This is a genomic window from Pseudomonas sp. P105, from assembly GCF_032614175.1.
In the GTDB taxonomy this organism is placed as follows: Bacteria; Pseudomonadota; Gammaproteobacteria; order Pseudomonadales; family Pseudomonadaceae; genus Aquipseudomonas; species Aquipseudomonas rhizophila.
This window is the reverse complement of sequence record NZ_CP126693.1, coordinates 4,644,261-4,659,505: the sequence shown is the minus strand read 5'-3', so window position 1 is coordinate 4,659,505 and position 15,245 is coordinate 4,644,261. Positions and strand designations below refer to the sequence as shown.

Annotated in this window: 13 protein-coding genes; 6 read left to right on the top strand and 7 right to left on the bottom strand. The window is 57.8% G+C overall.

All coding sequences use genetic code 11. From position 1 onward, the window contains the following. The first annotated feature begins 383 nt into the window (after window positions 1-383). Window positions 384-743: a DUF6124 family protein gene (locus tag QOM08_RS20925; RefSeq protein ID WP_316912077.1), complete on the top strand. Its 360-nt coding sequence runs from the start codon at window positions 384-386 to the stop codon at window positions 741-743. A gap of 328 nt (window positions 744-1,071) precedes the next feature. Further along, window positions 1,072-4,986, top strand: coding sequence for a hypothetical protein (locus QOM08_RS20920; protein WP_316912076.1), 3,915 nt, complete (start codon window positions 1,072-1,074; stop codon window positions 4,984-4,986). A gap of 109 nt (window positions 4,987-5,095) precedes the next feature. Here QOM08_RS20920 and QOM08_RS20915 read toward each other — a convergent pair whose 3' ends face one another. Together QOM08_RS20915 and QOM08_RS20910 are read right to left on the bottom strand one after the other, a co-directional pair. After that, the gene (locus QOM08_RS20915) at window positions 5,096-6,667 is read right to left on the bottom strand and encodes a hypothetical protein (RefSeq protein WP_316912075.1); all 1,572 of its coding nucleotides are present in this window, start codon (window positions 6,665-6,667) and stop codon (window positions 5,096-5,098) included. A gap of 35 nt (window positions 6,668-6,702) precedes the next feature. Further along, window positions 6,703-8,286 carry a hypothetical protein gene (locus QOM08_RS20910; protein WP_316912074.1) on the bottom strand — a complete coding sequence of 528 codons (1,584 nt, stop codon included), beginning with the start codon at window positions 8,284-8,286 and terminating at the stop codon, window positions 6,703-6,705. A gap of 233 nt (window positions 8,287-8,519) precedes the next feature. On the opposite strand from QOM08_RS20910, the gene QOM08_RS20905 reads away from it, so the two are divergent. The 4 genes from QOM08_RS20905 to QOM08_RS20890 all read left to right on the top strand — a co-directional run bounded on the left by QOM08_RS20905 (window position 8,520) and on the right by QOM08_RS20890 (window position 10,940). After that, complete coding sequence (locus tag QOM08_RS20905) at window positions 8,520-8,660, top strand: hypothetical protein (protein ID WP_171061334.1); 141 nt, start codon at window positions 8,520-8,522, stop codon at window positions 8,658-8,660. Between the two features lie 9 nt (window positions 8,661-8,669). Further along, complete coding sequence (locus QOM08_RS20900) at window positions 8,670-9,272, top strand: hypothetical protein (RefSeq protein ID WP_139049402.1); 603 nt, start codon at window positions 8,670-8,672, stop codon at window positions 9,270-9,272. A gap of 241 nt (window positions 9,273-9,513) precedes the next feature. Continuing rightward, complete coding sequence (locus tag QOM08_RS20895) at window positions 9,514-10,149, top strand: DUF1326 domain-containing protein (protein ID WP_047229653.1); 636 nt, start codon at window positions 9,514-9,516, stop codon at window positions 10,147-10,149. Window positions 10,150-10,151: 2 nt separating this feature from the next. Continuing rightward, on the top strand, window positions 10,152-10,940 hold the full coding sequence (locus tag QOM08_RS20890) for a DUF2182 domain-containing protein (RefSeq protein ID WP_316912073.1): 789 nt from the start codon (window positions 10,152-10,154) through the stop codon (window positions 10,938-10,940). A gap of 106 nt (window positions 10,941-11,046) precedes the next feature. Here the strand turns inward: QOM08_RS20890 and QOM08_RS20885 are convergent, their stop codons facing one another. Genes QOM08_RS20885 through QOM08_RS20865 form a run of 5 tightly spaced genes read right to left on the bottom strand, consistent with a single transcriptional unit; the run spans window position 11,047 to window position 15,168 of the window. After that, complete coding sequence (locus QOM08_RS20885; RefSeq protein ID WP_107321754.1) at window positions 11,047-11,700, bottom strand: HAD family hydrolase; 654 nt, start codon at window positions 11,698-11,700, stop codon at window positions 11,047-11,049. A 46-nt stretch (window positions 11,701-11,746) separates the two neighbouring features. Beyond that, the gene (locus tag QOM08_RS20880; RefSeq protein ID WP_047229650.1) at window positions 11,747-12,736 is read right to left on the bottom strand and encodes an ABC transporter ATP-binding protein; all 990 of its coding nucleotides are present in this window, start codon (window positions 12,734-12,736) and stop codon (window positions 11,747-11,749) included. Beyond that, window positions 12,733-13,533, bottom strand: coding sequence for an ABC transporter permease (locus tag QOM08_RS20875; protein WP_139049405.1), 801 nt, complete (start codon window positions 13,531-13,533; stop codon window positions 12,733-12,735). Before QOM08_RS20875 ends, QOM08_RS20880 begins: the two co-directional genes overlap by 4 nt. Continuing rightward, window positions 13,520-14,356, bottom strand: coding sequence for an ABC transporter permease (locus tag QOM08_RS20870; RefSeq protein ID WP_160893164.1), 837 nt, complete (start codon window positions 14,354-14,356; stop codon window positions 13,520-13,522). Before QOM08_RS20870 ends, QOM08_RS20875 begins: the two co-directional genes overlap by 14 nt. Before the next feature lie 5 nt (window positions 14,357-14,361). After that, window positions 14,362-15,168: an alkaline phosphatase family protein gene (locus QOM08_RS20865; RefSeq protein WP_316912072.1), complete on the bottom strand. Its 807-nt coding sequence runs from the start codon at window positions 15,166-15,168 to the stop codon at window positions 14,362-14,364. Between the last annotated feature and the right edge of the window lie 77 nt (window positions 15,169-15,245).

Genomic DNA, 15,245 nt, shown 5'->3' with positions numbered 1-15,245 from the left:
TGTGAAAGCGAGAAAAAATCGTTTTCACAGGATTTAGTTTGCCTACACTGCGCCTCACCCCATCCTTCACCCTCAGGCTACCCCGCCTTGCGCCATTGCCTACAACTGCGCCAGAATCCGCCGGCTTGTGCGCCTATAGGCCGGACTTTATCGTTTCCAGGTCGCTGACAAATCAGCGATCGGGTTTGGTAGCCCGGGTTGTCGGTGCATAGCGTCACCTCCTGCAAGTGCAGTCATGCACTTTGCTTTCTGGTGGCCATGCGCAGGGTCTCTTCGGAGGCGCCGGCTCCGATGCCCGGTCTACCAACCTTCGTATGGCCGCCACCCTCCGTTTGGTAGCGAATGGGTGATGGCTCCTTTTCAAATGCATCGGAGCTTCAATCATGTTCAAAGCAACCCCCAACCCACCGGACACCGATCCAACATCCCCGCACAAAACCGCCGCCGCTAAAAAACTCGACGAAGCCGCCGAGCGCGCCCTCGACTTCTATCTGAAGCCAAAACCGGAAAAGCCGGAGGCCGATCCCGCACCCGCTCAGCTCTTCACCGTGATCAACGGCATCGACACCGAATGCCTGCTCGCCAACCTGAGTGAAACCCTGGCTTCGGCCGATGCCATGATCAGTGATCTGGCGTTCGAGCTGGAGGGTTCACGTCGGCATGTGGCGCTGGGTATTCAGCAGTTGATCGAGCTGGGAGGGTTGCTGGCGAATCGGGCGTTGGATAACGTCGATCCGCGTTAGCCGACTCTCCACATAACCCTGTGGCGGGGGGCTCGCTCCCTCGCCACGGGAAAGATCTCGTCGGTCGCACCGCCCTGGCTGGCAGAACCATCCGAAGCGGATGGTACTCATGGCGCTCTCTCTTGATAGATGCTGGTGTGTTTTTACACCCACAATTTGCAGCAACGCAACGCTACCAAAGCCTTTACTAACCGATAAACGGCCTCAGTCTCCCCCGTCTACTGTCATTCCTGACAGTAGACGCAACACCCCATCCGCCCGTTAATAACCCCACCGGTTGTAGGCCACGCCCCCTCTGCGGCGGAGCACCCGATGCAAGGGTATTTTCATGAAAAAGTCATCCGAACCTGCCGAGCCAGACAACAACCAACCACTGAACCTTGATGAGCCGTACATCCCCAACATAGCGCTTCCCTTCGAAGACTACGACGGCGGTATCGGGGTCGGGCTGGTCGAGGGTGGGTTGAAATGCTACGTCGATATCTGGTTCCCCAACGGCGACGGCGACGCGATTGCCTTCTACTGGAACAACGCACAAACCCCGGTCTGGACCGCCACCATTGATGACAATCCCCCCGATCGGTTGCGGATTCCTCTCAACGCGGGCCTTCTCATCGAGGGCGATGCCAACCCGGTGTTCTACAGCGTGACCCGCCCCTCGCAAACCCCCGTGGACTCGCCACCGAAGAAGTATCTGGTCAAGCTTAATCGCCCCGGCGGCTATGACGCTGACCCGACCACACCCGGGCATTCGGGCCTGCGCTACACCCTTCCCCAGGAGATTATCGACAACGGGGTCGGCCCCATCGAAGCCGACGCCGGGGTGGTGGTCACCATCCATCACTACGAAAACATGCGCAAGAACGACCGCATTTACCTGGCCTGGGGCAAGGCGACGGTGGAGCACACCGTCCTGCCGGGTGAGGTGGACACCGATATCCCGATTCATGTCGACAGAACGAAGATCGAGGAGGGAGAGGACGGCGAGGTCATCGTTGCCTATCAGGTGGTGGATGTCTGCAACAACTATCCCGACGAGCGTGCGCCCTGGTCTGCCACTACCCCTGTGGTGGTCGATTTGGGCGGTAACCGCCTCGATGCACCGCAAGTGTTGGTCAACGAGATCCCCACCCAAACGATCGACCTCGAACAACTGGCGGGCGCCGACGTCATTTGCCGGGTGTACACCAACCGAACCGACTATTTGGTGGGCGATACCCTGCGCCTGACCTGGGTCGGCACGCCTGCACAAGGTGATTCCCAAGTCATCGTCGGGCCCCTCGACAAAACCGTCGAATACGTGCCGTTCCAATACGACTTTTCGATCCCCAATGAAGATGTGGTCGCCATCGCCAAGGGCCGAGCGTCGGTGTCTTACCTGCGAATCAGGAGCGGCGAAGCGGATCATCCATCGAACAATGCCTCCGTGACGGTTGTCGGCGAGATCCTCCGGCCCGCCGCCCCAAGTTTTGTCGGCGTGACGGGGAGTACCCTGGACCCGGATCTGAATTTCTACACCGTCTCAATCCCCTATTACCCAGGCCGCCAGCCCGGCGACCACCTCTACATCGTGTTTGAAGGCCTTGATGCCAATAATGGCTCGACCAGTTTCGACGATAACGCCTACGTCGGCTCGGAGGCGGATGGTCAACCGGTCCTGCGCAATGTGGACAAGGCCGAAATCAAGAAACTCGATGGCGGCTCGCTCACGGTTTATTACTGGATCAATCGCCAACGTAAATCCTTGGAGCTGCAACTGTCCGTGGGCAGCGGGCAACCGGAAATGGTAAAGCCCAACGTTATCGAGGCCGACAGCAACGATGTGCTGGACCCGGAGAAGGTGAATCCCGATGTGGGGCCCAATGTCATTGTTCCCTTCACTGACACCGTGCCCGGTGACATTATCGGCTTGCGCTGGAGAGGCTCGCGCGTCAGTGCGCCGGTTGACGAGCGGCCGCTCAATGCCAACTCGGCGGGAGCCCCGGTGCCGTTCACCGTGGCTTACCGTTATGTGCTCGACAACTTGAACGGCACGGTGGACGTCGACTATTACCTCAAGCGCGGCGCAGAAGTGCCGCGTTACTCGCGGGTGCGTTCGCTGACCATCGGGGCGACTGCCGCACCGACTCTGGAAAATGTGAAGGACGCAGACCAGGTCGAAATACCAGATAACACGATAACCCAATGGCCGAACGTGACCGTGTTCGGCAGGGCACAGGGTAACGAGCGAGTCGAGGTGTTTGATGGCAGCACGTCGTTGGGGACCGTCGATGTGCCCGATAATGGCCGCTGGCAATATTCGCTGAATAGACTGTTGTCAGGGCCACATAGTCTACGTGTCGAGGCGCTTTATGGCAGCGGTCTTCCCCCGTCCGTCACTCGCCGTTTCACGGTCCGGCTCAACCTGCTCAAACCCTTGATACCCAAAGCCTATAACCCGCCGGCGAATGATCGCATCCGGATGAGTGACATATACGCCGACTCGTACCTGGAAGTTGAAGTCCCGCACTACAAGGGCATGGACTCCATTCATTCGCTCAAGGTCCGCTGGGAAGGCCGGGTCGGCTATCACGACGGCCCGATAATCCCGGTAGGACCCAACCCGGGGCCCAGGCGGCTACGGGTTCCCAGGCTGGAAGTGATCGACAATATCGGCGGTTCCGTGACGGTGGGTTATAGCGTCAAGGAATACGATGGCACCGATACGCTCGAGTCGCAACGCTTGACCTTGCACATCGATCCGCAAGCCCTGGATCTGCCGGCCCCTACGTATTCGCGCACCGCGAGGAGAGTTACCGTAGATCACGCCGATATCAGGACCGGCTACAAAATCAGAGTGAGATGGACGATCGATGATCTGGCGCTTGAGGGGCCGGAAGAGGATCTGCACACCGGGCAGCCTTATCACTATGAGGTTCCCGCCGAGTGGGTCGGGCTGGGCCAAGACAAGACCGTCCTGGTGAACTACTCGGTCAGGCGAACGGGCAGTAGCGAACTCACGATGTTCTCACGGGTACTGAGACTGACCTTCAATGAGCCGGCCATCAGCGATATCCGTGACTCCAAGGGCAGTATTGCTCCGGGGGGCAATACCGCTGAGACAAGTGTCATGGTCACCGGTACGGCGAGCAAGGGCGAGCGGGTCCAACTCTTTGATACGGGTAACCCCGTGCCCATCAGCGCACCCGCCCTGGCGGATGCCACGACTGGCATCTGGAGCGTGGCGCTCAGCGGGCTTGCCGACAAGCTTTATGTTCTCAAGGCCAAGGCCCTTTATGGCAGCGGCGTGGAATCCTCTGAACGACGTTTTACCGTCAGGGCAATTGTCGCTCCGACGCTGGAGAGCGTGAAGGGCGGTGACGGGCGGGAGATTGCGAACAATTCGACGACGCCATGGCCGAATGTGATCATGTCCGGTAGGGCTCAGGGCAACGAGAAAATAAGAGTATTCGATGGCAGCACGTTGTTGGGTACTGTCGATGTACCGGGTAGCGGCAGTTGGGAGTTTCCAGTGAACAGATTGTTGTCCGGGGACCATCGTCTGCGCGTCGAGGCGCTTTATGGCAGTGGCTTGCCGCCCTCAGCCACGCGCAACTTCACGGTAAAACTCGATCTGCTCAAACCGTTGGTACCCAAGGCCTACAACCCGCCGGCGAATGATCGCCTGCGGATGAGCGATATCTACTATGACCCGTACCTGGAAGTTGAAGTGCCGCATTACAAGGGCATGGATTCTATTCACTCGCTCAAGGTCCGCTGGGAAGGTCGGGTCGGCTATCACGACGGTGCGATAACCCCGGTAGGACCCAACCCAGGGCCCAGGCGGCTACGGATTCCCCGACTGGAAGTGATCGACAATATCGGCTCCTCCGTGACGGTGGGTTATAGCGTCAAGGAAAACGCCAGCAGCGAGACGCTGGAGTCGCAGCGTCTGACCTTGCACATCGATCCTCAAGCCCTGAATCTGCATACCCCGACGTACTCCAGTGCCGCGAGAAGAATCACCGTGGATCACGCCGATATAAAGACCGGCTACAAAATCAGAGTGAGATGGACGATCGATGGGGTGGCCCTTGAAGGGCCGGAAGAGGATGTATTTACCGGCCAGGCCTATCAATACAATGTCCCCGCCGCGTGGATCACGCAAAGTCAGGGCAAGACCGTATTGGTGAACTACTCGGTCTGGCAGGCAGGCAGTAGCGGACTCACGATGTTCTCGCGGGTGCTGAGATTGACCTTTTGATGGGCTGAGCTGATGGGCGATGGAGGTGGGCGGTGAGCCAGGAATGGTTCACCGCAACCCTTGGATCTGTGTGTACCGTTGTCGGCCTTGCTCAGTTAAGTGGCGGACGTTACAAACCTGCACGGGCAACGTTAACTCTGAGGACTTGCGAGAACATCCGTTGCTCACTGCTGTTCTTGCGGACAATCGAGTAATTGATCAATACCGTTTTTCCGCTGTTTTCGCTTATCCAGGCACTGGGGATATTAAATACATTGGCCTGGCCAGTGGTCACATCCTGGGTTTCAGTGTCGCGCGTTGTCACACCCACCCATCGGACCCTGACGGTATAACCAGTCTGGCCTCCATAGTTCACGGTCACTTTGGAAGCCGAGTAACTGGGGGCGGGTAATGGATGAACTGCTTGCGGATCGATATGCAGTGTCAGCCTGTCTGACTCTATCGTCTCACCAACCCCTTTTTCCTTGACGGAATAGCCGACCTCGACAGAGCGACCGATATTGTCGATGACTTCCAGTCGAGGTATTGGGATCAGTCTTTTTCCGGGGGGATCTCCGACGGGGATAATTGCGCTGTTGTAGTTGACTCGACCTTGCCAGCGGACCCTGATGGTGTCGGTGGCATGCATACCCGTGTAATGCGGTACTTCAACATCCACATGAGCGTCGGTATAGATATCGCTCATTTTCAGGTGGTCGCCCGCCGCGTTATAGGTTTTCGGTACTTTGGGTTTGATTTTTTTCGGTGCCTCTGGAAGAACGGCTTGATCGGCGTCTCGGTACTCGAAGGTGGCTTGTCCCTGAAAAGTACCAGGTAACGTGAGTTTGATAATGGGCAAAACAATGCCTGTTAGGTCATGAAAGCGTTTCTGGTCATGTTGCACCGAAACGATACCGGTATTAAGGGTATAGATGAACGCCTCGATCGGTAACTGATCAGGAATGCCCGTGGGCCATGTCGCCAATTTAGTATCGTTGGGTTTATCGAACCCGGTAGGAAAGATCAAAGGTCCCGTCAGCAAAGCTTGATAAAAAGCAGCGGCTGTGGGGGTGCTAGAGGTTTTACTGACGTCAAAGCCACAGCGTTGTTTGGATTGGGGATATCTCACGTAATGATCGCGCCACTGCTCGGCGGTGTGAATATTCTGTAAGCCGCATGGTACGCTGATTGCGGGTTGATCCTTATGGGCACCGCAACCTTTGTTAGAGCGATAGTCTGACTGACCGTCAATGGGGAAAAAGCACAGGACTTCTATCTTTAATTTATTGACGGGGGTGTCCATGTAGGGCACAAAAACATAGCCCTTATCATAGTCGAAGGCCAAGCGCTTCATATTGAAGTCCGAGCGTAGATAAGAAAATGAAGTTCCTCCTACACGTATCGCCGTGTCGCTGGGGTCCCAGGCATCATAAGGCTTGTTCTCTGAATGGCTCGTGCCACGCAATACAATCCCCGAACACAAAAAAGCCGGTCTATTGGCCGAACCGCAGTCGGTTCGGGTGTCCAGATAGCGGCGGCGCAGTTCAGCCGCCACCTCGGGGCCTTGAAGCGGTTGAGCAGGGGACGCTGCAGCGCTTGGCGATTGCTGGTTGTGATCGTAAATATCTGGCTCATGAGGGCTAAATTCCGTACAACCCAGGAATAACAGCGACGCCAAGAGCGCGACGAGTAATTTTTTCATGTTCCCACTCCATTGGTGATGTCAATGGGTTCTATTTATAAATTGACTCTTAGCACGTGCGAGAACATGCGTTGCTCCGTGCTGTTCTTGCGAACAATCGAGTAATTGATCAACACCGTTTTTCCGCTGTTTTCGCTTATCCAGGCACTGGGGATATTAAATACATTGGCCTGGCCGGTGGTCACATCCTGTGTTTCAGTGTCGCGCGTTGTCACACCCACCCATCGGGCCCTGACGGTATAACCAGTCTGGCCGCCATAGTTCACGGTCACTTTGGAAGCCGAGTAACTGGGGGCGGGTAATGGATGAACTGCTTGCGGATCGATATGCAGTGTCAGCCTGTCTGACTCTATCGTCTCACCAACCCCTTTTTCCTTGACGGAATAGCCGACCTCGACAGAGCGACCGATATTGTCGACAACTTCCAGACGAGGAATTGAGATCAGTCTTTTTCCGGGGGGATCACCGACGGGGATAATTGGACTGTTGTAGTTGACCCGACCCTGCCAGCGCGCCCGGATGGTATCGGTTCCATGCATACCGGTGTAGTGAGGTATTTCAACATCCACATGAGCGTCGGTATAGATATCGCTCATTTTCAGGTGGTCGCCCGCTGCGTTATAAGCTTTGGGAACCTTGGGTTTGAGTTTCCCCGGGGTGATGGGAAGGACAGCCTGGTCCGCGGCGTTATAGACAAACGTGGCATCTGCAGACGCGGTGCTGGGTAAGGTCAAACGAATGATGGGGACCACCATGCCCCCGGTGCGGTCGTAATATTTCTGTTGGTCGATTCGGGCATTCGCCAGCCCTGTATCGATGTAAAAGAAGGCCTGAATCGGCAATACGCCGGGCTGATTTTCAGGCCAGGCTTTGATGCGCAGCTCGTTGTGATCGGCAAAAGCCTCAGTGGGGATCAATGAACGAACCCGAATGGCTTGGTTGAAGCCTTGGACCGCCTCTGCATCCAGGCTGCTCGTTACCATAAAGGCGCAGGAGTGCGCGGTTCTATATTGAGAGACCTTTCGATAATGAGCCACCCATTGTTCCGCGGTGGTAATGTTTTGCTCTCGACAAGGCGTGCTATCAGCAAATACTCGCGGAGGCACGATACTGTCTCTGCATCCATACTGCCCAGCGGCATCGCGATAAAACGTATCACCGTCGAGAGGGAAGAAGCAGATCACTTCGGGTTTTATTTTTCCGGAAGGGGCATTTAAATAAGGATAAAAAATCAAACCATTGAGCCCATACCATGGAGTGCGAACAAACTTTGTATCGGCTCTCAAATAAGAAAATGAGACTGCGTCGGTTTTTCTTGAGAAGTCGCTATGATCCCATGGATCGTAATTATTGCTGGTTTTAGTGATGCGTAGCGTTACCCCTGAGCAGAGAAAGGCTGGCGTGGTGGGCGTGCCGCAGTTGGCGGCGGTATTGTGATAAGCCGTGGTCAGTTTTTGAGCTGTTTCCTCACCGGAACGCTCATAACTACTGGAAGACTGAATGTCGGGCGGTGGCGACGGCAGTTGAGTGGCGCAACCAAATAATACGGCGAGCGCGAGGGCCGTGAGTGCCTTTATGCTGGCGTGGGTAAAGTTCCACTGTTCAAAGTACTTGCTCATGAGGGCTCCCGTCGTGGGGTGACTGTCGAGTCAAAACAGAACGTGGAGTTATTAACCTGCGGATACAGCCATGCGTCTACTGTTAGAAATAACAGGTCAAAGGAAGAAATAGCGCCATCTGTCGGTTAGCTTGAGCGACCTGTAAAGTCTGACAGTAGACACCGCATCTAAAGGCGCCCTAGAGTGAATTTCGAGAGTATAGATAAGTGTCCACTACCAGAAGAGGTGTTGTGATGGCTACGAAAGAACTCCGCCTGACCCTGGAGGATGTTGACGTTAATGTCAAAACCGACATTGATGGCGACGGCGATATGGACAGGCAAGACGAAAAAGTAATTCTGGATCTGGCAAACACCTTTTTCAGGTTTAAGTAGGGCGCTGCCATGTCAGATCAAATCGCCCTACACGTGCTGGTTTGTGCACTTTCGTTGATCGTCGTTGAGGCCGCCCGAGGGCAAGTGCCTTCAGACACATCAGAACAAGGACCATGGGGAGATTGGGGGACGGCGGCATACTGCCCCCAAGGGCAATATGTCTGGGGGTTTCGACTCAAAAGTGAACCCTATCAAGGCAGCGGCGACGACAGCGCACTGAATGCGGTTCAGCTTATATGCAAAAGTGGGGTCAACGGAACGAAAACTTACATCCGAAGCCTTGAGGGGAAGTGGGGCAGTTGGGGCGATGACTATATTTGTCGTGAGCATCCCGTCATCGCGTTTGCCATTCAGGTGGAGCGGCTTCAGGGGCGGGACAAGGAAAAGGGGTCGAAGGACGATACTGCCGCCGGCAATATCAAGATGAGTTGTGGGTCGCAAACCCTGGTAGGTGATCCGCCAGCGGCGTGGGGAGAATGGACCGGATTCTACAGTTGCCTCGATGGCCTCGGTGCCAAGAAGGTGAGGGGATTCCAGACCAAGGTGGAGCCCGATCAGGGCAGTGGGGATGATACGGCCCTGAATGCGATGCAGGTGTTTTGCGGCCTCTAGCTCTAGCCTACTGCCGTTTCGCAGCCTCACCAGCACAGAGCAGGTGCGGCCAATGGCAGGGATGAGGGGTAGGGAAAGGTCGAGTCGGCAATACCAGCAAGATTCACCTGGCGGCGAACCCAGGCAAACCGACCTTTGGTCGGCAGCCCATAGCCGATGCGCGCACCCTGCTAGCGTTAATTAATGGAGGGATGGGGGTAACCGCAGCTTTCATTTCACCCACCAGGTGAAGAGGTTGATCATGACCATCGCCGAATGGCGCATGCAGGGCGTCGAATTCATTGCCTGCAACTGCAATTGGGGCTGTCCCTGTCAATTCGATGCGCCACCGACCCATGGCCACTGCCACGCGGTGGCGTCGATGCGAGTGGAACGCGGGTATTTCAATCAAGTGGCACTGGGAGGCTTGTGTTGGGCCGCCACCTTCGCTTGGCCGGGCGCCATCCATGAGGGCAACGGCAGTTGTCAGGTGTTCATCGATGAACGCGCCGACGAGGCGCAACGCCAAGCCCTGCTGACCATCCTCTCTGGTCTGGAGAGCGACCCCGGGGCCAACGTGTTTCAGGTGTTCAGCAGCACCATGAGTGAAATGTTCGAACCGCAGTTCGTGCCCATCACCCTGTCCATCGATGTCGATCAGCGTTTGGCGCACCTGGACATTCCCGGCGTATTGCAGGCCAGCGGCGAGCCGATCCGCAGCCCGATCGACGGTTCACCTCATCGAGTCCGCCTGTCCCTGCCCAACGGCTTCGAGTTCCTTGAGGCTGAAGTGGCCAGCGGCAGCTACCAGACGCATTCAGCGCTCAAGCTTCAATCCCAGGACAGCCATAGCCACCTCGCCCACGTGCATTTCACCGGTCATGGCATAGAGCCGTAAAGATGGCAGAACCCCAGGCGGCGGCGCAGAGCAAGCGACTGACAGGCGAGCAGTTGTTGTTCCTGCTCTGCCTGCTCGCACTGACCGCATTGGCCTGGCTGGTACTGCTGCAGATGGCCCGTGACATGAGTGCGCCGGGCGGCATGGCCGATGCGGCAATGGCCGGTATGCTCATGCCCTGGAGCCTGGGCGATGCGCTGCTGATGTTCGCCATGTGGGCGGTGATGATGATCGGCATGATGCTGCCCAGCGCCTTGCCCATGCTGCTGATCTACCAGCAGATGCTGCGCAAGCGTATGCCGGCACCGCAGCGACACCTGGCCCTGCTGCTGTTCTGCAGCGCCTATGGCCTGGTCTGGGTTGGTTTCGCCCTGGGCGCCACGGCGCTGCAATGGGCGCTCGAGCGGCTGGCCTTGCTCAGTCCGGGGATGCGCAGCAGCAGTACCGCGCTGGGCGCTGGCCTGCTGCTGGTCGCAGGCATCTATCAGTGGTCGCCAAGCAAGGCGGTCTGCCTTGAGCATTGTCGCGGGCCACTGCATTTTCTTCTGGGCTACTGGCGCCCCGGCGTGCTCGGCGGCTGGCGCATGGGACTGGCCCATGGCGCTTACTGCCTGGGCTGCTGCTGGGCCCTGATGGGCCTGCTGTTCGTGGTCGGCGTGATGAACCTGCTCTGGGTGGCAGTGATCGGTGCCTTCATCCTGCTGGAGAAGAACCTGCCGCAGGGACTCTGGCTCAGTCGTATCTGCGGTGTGTTGTTGCTCGGCTGGAGCCTGTGGCTGTTGCTGGGCTAGGCTAAACCTGTGTGGGAGCGAGCTTGCTCGCGATTGCGATGGATCAGCAGGCATTGATTTAACTGACACACCACAATCGCGAGCAGGCTCGCTCCCACAGGGGGGCTTATTTCCAGGTATGAATCGGCCACCCGGCCGATTCGGCATGGGCCTTCAACACCGCATCCGGGTTCACCACATGGGGATAATCCACCCGCTGTAGCAGCGGCAGGTCGTTGCGCGAGTCGGAATAGAAACTCGCGCCCTCAAGGTTTTCCTCCTCGGCATCCAGCCAGTCCAGAAGCCGTGCGATCTTGCCTTCGCGATAGGTCAGGGTGCCGACGGTCTTGCCGCTGTACACCCCATGACTCACCTCAAGCTCAATCGCCAGGATCTCATCGATGCCCAGGCGTTCGGCAATCGGCTTGACCAGGTGCGTGCCGGAGGCGGAGATCACCAGGATCCGGTCACCGGCCTTGCGGTGTTCGGCGATGGTTTTGGTGGCGTCGCTGAAGATGATCGGTTCGATGAAGTCTTCCACCCACGGCGTCACCAGGTGTTCGATTTCTTCCGGGGTGCGGCCGATCATCGGTTCCAGGCTGAAGTCCATGTATTCTTCCATGCGCAGCTTGCCGTGGCTGTAGGCGTCCATCAGCTCATTGTTGCGACGCATGAACGACTCTGGATCGACCCAGCCCAGGCGCCCCATCTGCTCGCTCCAGAGGGTGGCGCAATCGCCGTGGATCAGGGTTTCGTCCAGATCAAAAATTGCCAGGGCCATCAGCGCGTTTCCCTTTTCAGAATCAACTTCAAAATCAATAAAGCCATCAGGCTACCTCACACAGCGCCGTCGAATCGATGGAAAGTGACAGTCGTGTGCCATCGGGGTGCAAATCGGCGGCGGAACGATTGAGCACGTCGACCACCAGCTCTACGCCGCGGGCTTCGACCCGGTAGCGGATCACGTTGCCCAGCAGGCTGTGGCTGCGGATCAGTGCATCGGGCTCGCCGCTGCGGCTCAGTTCAATGGCTTCCGGGCGAATGGCGATGCGACCGGTCACTGGCCGTTGCAGCAGTTTGCTGGCGCTGTCGGCGTCCAGCAGGTTGTAGTTGCCGATGAAGCCGGCGGCAAAGACATCGACCGGCGCAGTGTAAAGGGTTTCGGCATCGCCGCTTTGTACGATCTTTCCCTGGTTCATCAGGAAAATCCGGTCGGACATGGTCAGCGCTTCTTCCTGATCGTGTGTGACGAAGATCGTGGTCAGGCCCAGTTCGCGTTGTATCTGTCGGATCTGCTCGCGCAAATGTTTGCGAATCCGCGCATCCAGGGCCGACAGCGGCTCGTCCAGCAGCAACAGGCGCGGGCGGGTCACCAGGGAGCGGGCCAGGGCCACGCGCTGGCATTGGCCGCCGGAAAGTTGATGGGGGTAGCGAGCGGCGAAGTCGTGCAGCTCCACCAGCCGCAAAATCTCCAGTACCCGTTGGCGGCTGTCCTCGGTCGCAACCTTTTGCATGCGCAGGCCGAAGGCGACGTTCTGTTCCACGGTCATGTTGGGAAACAAGGCGTAGCTCTGGAACACCATGCCGATCCCGCGTTTCTGCGGGCTCAGCGGGACGATGTCCTGTCCGTCCAAAAGGATCTGTCCGGCATCCACCGCGGTCAGGCCGGCAATGCAGCGCAGCAGTGTGGACTTGCCGCAGCCGGAAGGGCCGAGGAGGGTGACGAACTCGCCCTTGTGGATTTCGCAATTGATGTCGCTGAACACCGGTGTGCCGGCATAGCTTTTTTGCAGGTGTTGGACGCTGACGTAGCTCATTGGCTTTTGTCCTTGTTCAAGATGTTGGCCGCCCAGGTCAGGACCAGTACGAAGAAGAAGTAGGAAATCACCAGCGCACTGGTGAAGTGACCGCTGCTGTTGCGCATGTTGTTCAGGTACACCTGCAGGGTTTCATAGCGAGTGCCGACGAGAATGTTGGCAAACACGAACTCACCGAACAGAAACGAGAAAGACAGCAGCAACGCCACCATCAAGCCCTTGCGCAAGTTCGGCAGTACCACCAGCAAAGCCGCCTGGAACGTGCTGGCGCCGAGCAGTTGGGCGGCGTCCATGAGGTCGCGCAGGTTGATGGCTTGCAGGTTGTTGGTGATCGCCCGATACATGAATGGCAGGGCAACGGTGAAGTAGCAACCGATCAGGATCCACGGCGTGCCCACCATCGCCAGCGGCCCGGAACCGTAGAGTTGCAACAGCCCCACTGAAGACACCACCGGCGGCACCGCGAAGGGTAGCAGGATGAGGATGTTCATCAGTGCGTCGAGCTTTGGAAAGTGGTAATGCACCACAAACAGCAGGGGCAGGATCAGCACCACGGACAGCACCAGCGCCCCGACGCAGACGATCAGCGATTGGCCGAAGGCGTTGAGAAAACGCGGATCGCTCCACAGCTGCACGTACCACTTGAAGGTGAAACCGCTGGGCAGCACGGTGGCCGACCAACTGCTGGCGATGGAGTAGATCAGCGTGCCGGCCAGGGGCAACAGCAGGATGGCGAACAGCAAATACACCACCAGCCGATGATAGAGCCCGGTAGAGCTCGATTCAGCGCGAGACATGGTAGCTCCTCTTGAGCAGCAACTGATGGACGACGGTCACCAGGGTCATCAGCGCCACCAGCACCACGGCCAGGGCGCTGGCCATGTTCGGGTCAAGGGAAATGTCCCCGGAGACCATGGCGGCGATGCGAATCGGCAGGACGTTGAAGTTACCGGTGGTTAGCGCATACACCGTGGCGTAGGCACCGAGCGCATTGGCCAGCAGGATCACGAACGTGCCCAGCAGCGCCGGGGTCAGCACCGGCAAGCCGATGTGCCGCCAGAACTGCCAGCCGTTGGCGCCCAGCAGCGCAGCGGATTCGCGCCAGTCCTCGCGCAGCGCGTCGAAGGCCGGGTAGAGCAGCAGTACGCCCAGGGGAATCTGGAAGTAGGTGTAGAGGATGATCAGCCCGGTTTTCGAGTACAGGTTGAAATCTTCAATGATCCCCGCCTGTTTGAGCATGATCGTGATGCTGCCGTTGAACCCCAGCAAAATGATGAAGGCGAAGGCCAGGGGCACGCCGGCGAAGTTGCTGGTCATGTTGGCGAAGGCGTTGACGAAGTTGCGCAGGCGCGAATCGACCCGACGCAGGGAATAGCTGCCGAGCACGGCGATGATGATGCCGAACACGCTGGACCAGAAACTGATTTCCAGGCTGTGCTGGATCGCTTGGCGGTAGAACTTCGAACTGAAAATCTTGCTGAAATTGGCCAGGCCCCAGCCGAACTCTTCCGATTCCAGGCTGTTGACCAGCACCCAAAGCAGCGGCGCGATCTGGAACACGATGAAGAAAATCGCGAAGGGCACCAGGCACAACGCTGCCAGCCATTTGCCGCGCGTCATGGCATTCACTTGAGCAACTCCTGGCAATAGGGTTTGTCGTGGGCAACGCCGAGCAACTGGCAAATGGTGCCGCACAGTTCAGTCTGCCGGGGTGCGGCGTTGGGGTTGAGGCTGAAGCCGTTGCCCAGCACAAACAGTGGCACTTCCCGTTCTTCAGCCAGCAGGCCGTTGTGGGAGCGGTCGTTGTTCATGCCGTGGTCGGATGTCACCAGCACCTGGTATCCGGCGTCGAGCCAGGCTTGCAGGTAAACCGCCAGGTTGATGTCGGCCGAGCGGGCGCTGTTGCGGTATTGCGGGGTGTCGAGGCCGTGCTTGTGGCCGGCATCGTCGATGTTCATGGGGTGCACCAGCAAAAAATTCGGCAGGTAGCGCTGACGCAGGTGTTCGGCGTCGGCAAACAGATGAGAGTCGGGGTAGTGGTCATTCCAGTAGAAATGTCCGTACTGGATCGGCAGCTCGGGGTTGTCGGTATGCCGATCCCGGCCGGCGATGAATGGTGACACGTTGTACAGCTCGCTGACCCAGTGATAGGCCGCGGCTGCCGTACTCAAGCCGCCTGCGGTGGCGTAGTGGAAGATGCTGCGCTGGTTCGACAGGCGCGAGACATTGTTGTGCACGATCCCGCTGTCGAGGGGCACGACGCCGGTCAGAATGCATTCATAGAGCGGACGGGACAGGGCGGGCAGTTCACATTCCAGTGTGTAGAGCGCCGCGCGTCCTGCGCCGACATAGGCCTGCAAATGCCCCATGGCATGCCGGGCGACCTCGTAGTTGAGGCCGTCGAGCACCACCAGGATGACGTTGTGCTTCATGGGTAGCGGGACTCCGGACAGATACCAGGAAACTCGGATTCACCAGGGACCTGATGTGGAAGCCAGCTTCTGTGGGA

Excerpts from the sequence above, each read along its gene's own strand:
- QOM08_RS20895 (WP_047229653.1), top strand. The coding sequence starts at position 9,514 with ATGACCATCGCCGAATGGCGCATGCAGGGCGTCGAATTCATTGCCTGC.
- QOM08_RS20880 (WP_047229650.1), bottom strand. The coding sequence starts at position 12,736 with ATGAGCTACGTCAGCGTCCAACACCTGCAAAAAAGCTATGCCGGCACA.
- QOM08_RS20870 (WP_160893164.1), bottom strand. The coding sequence starts at position 14,356 with ATGACGCGCGGCAAATGGCTGGCAGCGTTGTGCCTGGTGCCCTTCGCG.
- QOM08_RS20885 (WP_107321754.1), bottom strand. The coding sequence starts at position 11,700 with ATGGCCCTGGCAATTTTTGATCTGGACGAAACCCTGATCCACGGCGAT.
- QOM08_RS20905 (WP_171061334.1), top strand. The coding sequence starts at position 8,520 with ATGGCTACGAAAGAACTCCGCCTGACCCTGGAGGATGTTGACGTTAAT.
- QOM08_RS20865 (WP_316912072.1), bottom strand. The coding sequence starts at position 15,168 with ATGAAGCACAACGTCATCCTGGTGGTGCTCGACGGCCTCAACTACGAG.
- QOM08_RS20890 (WP_316912073.1), top strand. The coding sequence starts at position 10,152 with ATGGCAGAACCCCAGGCGGCGGCGCAGAGCAAGCGACTGACAGGCGAG.
- QOM08_RS20875 (WP_139049405.1), bottom strand. The coding sequence starts at position 13,533 with ATGTCTCGCGCTGAATCGAGCTCTACCGGGCTCTATCATCGGCTGGTG.
- QOM08_RS20920 (WP_316912076.1), top strand. The coding sequence starts at position 1,072 with ATGAAAAAGTCATCCGAACCTGCCGAGCCAGACAACAACCAACCACTG.
- QOM08_RS20925 (WP_316912077.1), top strand. The coding sequence starts at position 384 with ATGTTCAAAGCAACCCCCAACCCACCGGACACCGATCCAACATCCCCG.
- QOM08_RS20900 (WP_139049402.1), top strand. The coding sequence starts at position 8,670 with ATGTCAGATCAAATCGCCCTACACGTGCTGGTTTGTGCACTTTCGTTG.
- QOM08_RS20915 (WP_316912075.1), bottom strand. The coding sequence starts at position 6,667 with ATGAAAAAATTACTCGTCGCGCTCTTGGCGTCGCTGTTATTCCTGGGT.
- QOM08_RS20910 (WP_316912074.1), bottom strand. The coding sequence starts at position 8,286 with ATGAGCAAGTACTTTGAACAGTGGAACTTTACCCACGCCAGCATAAAG.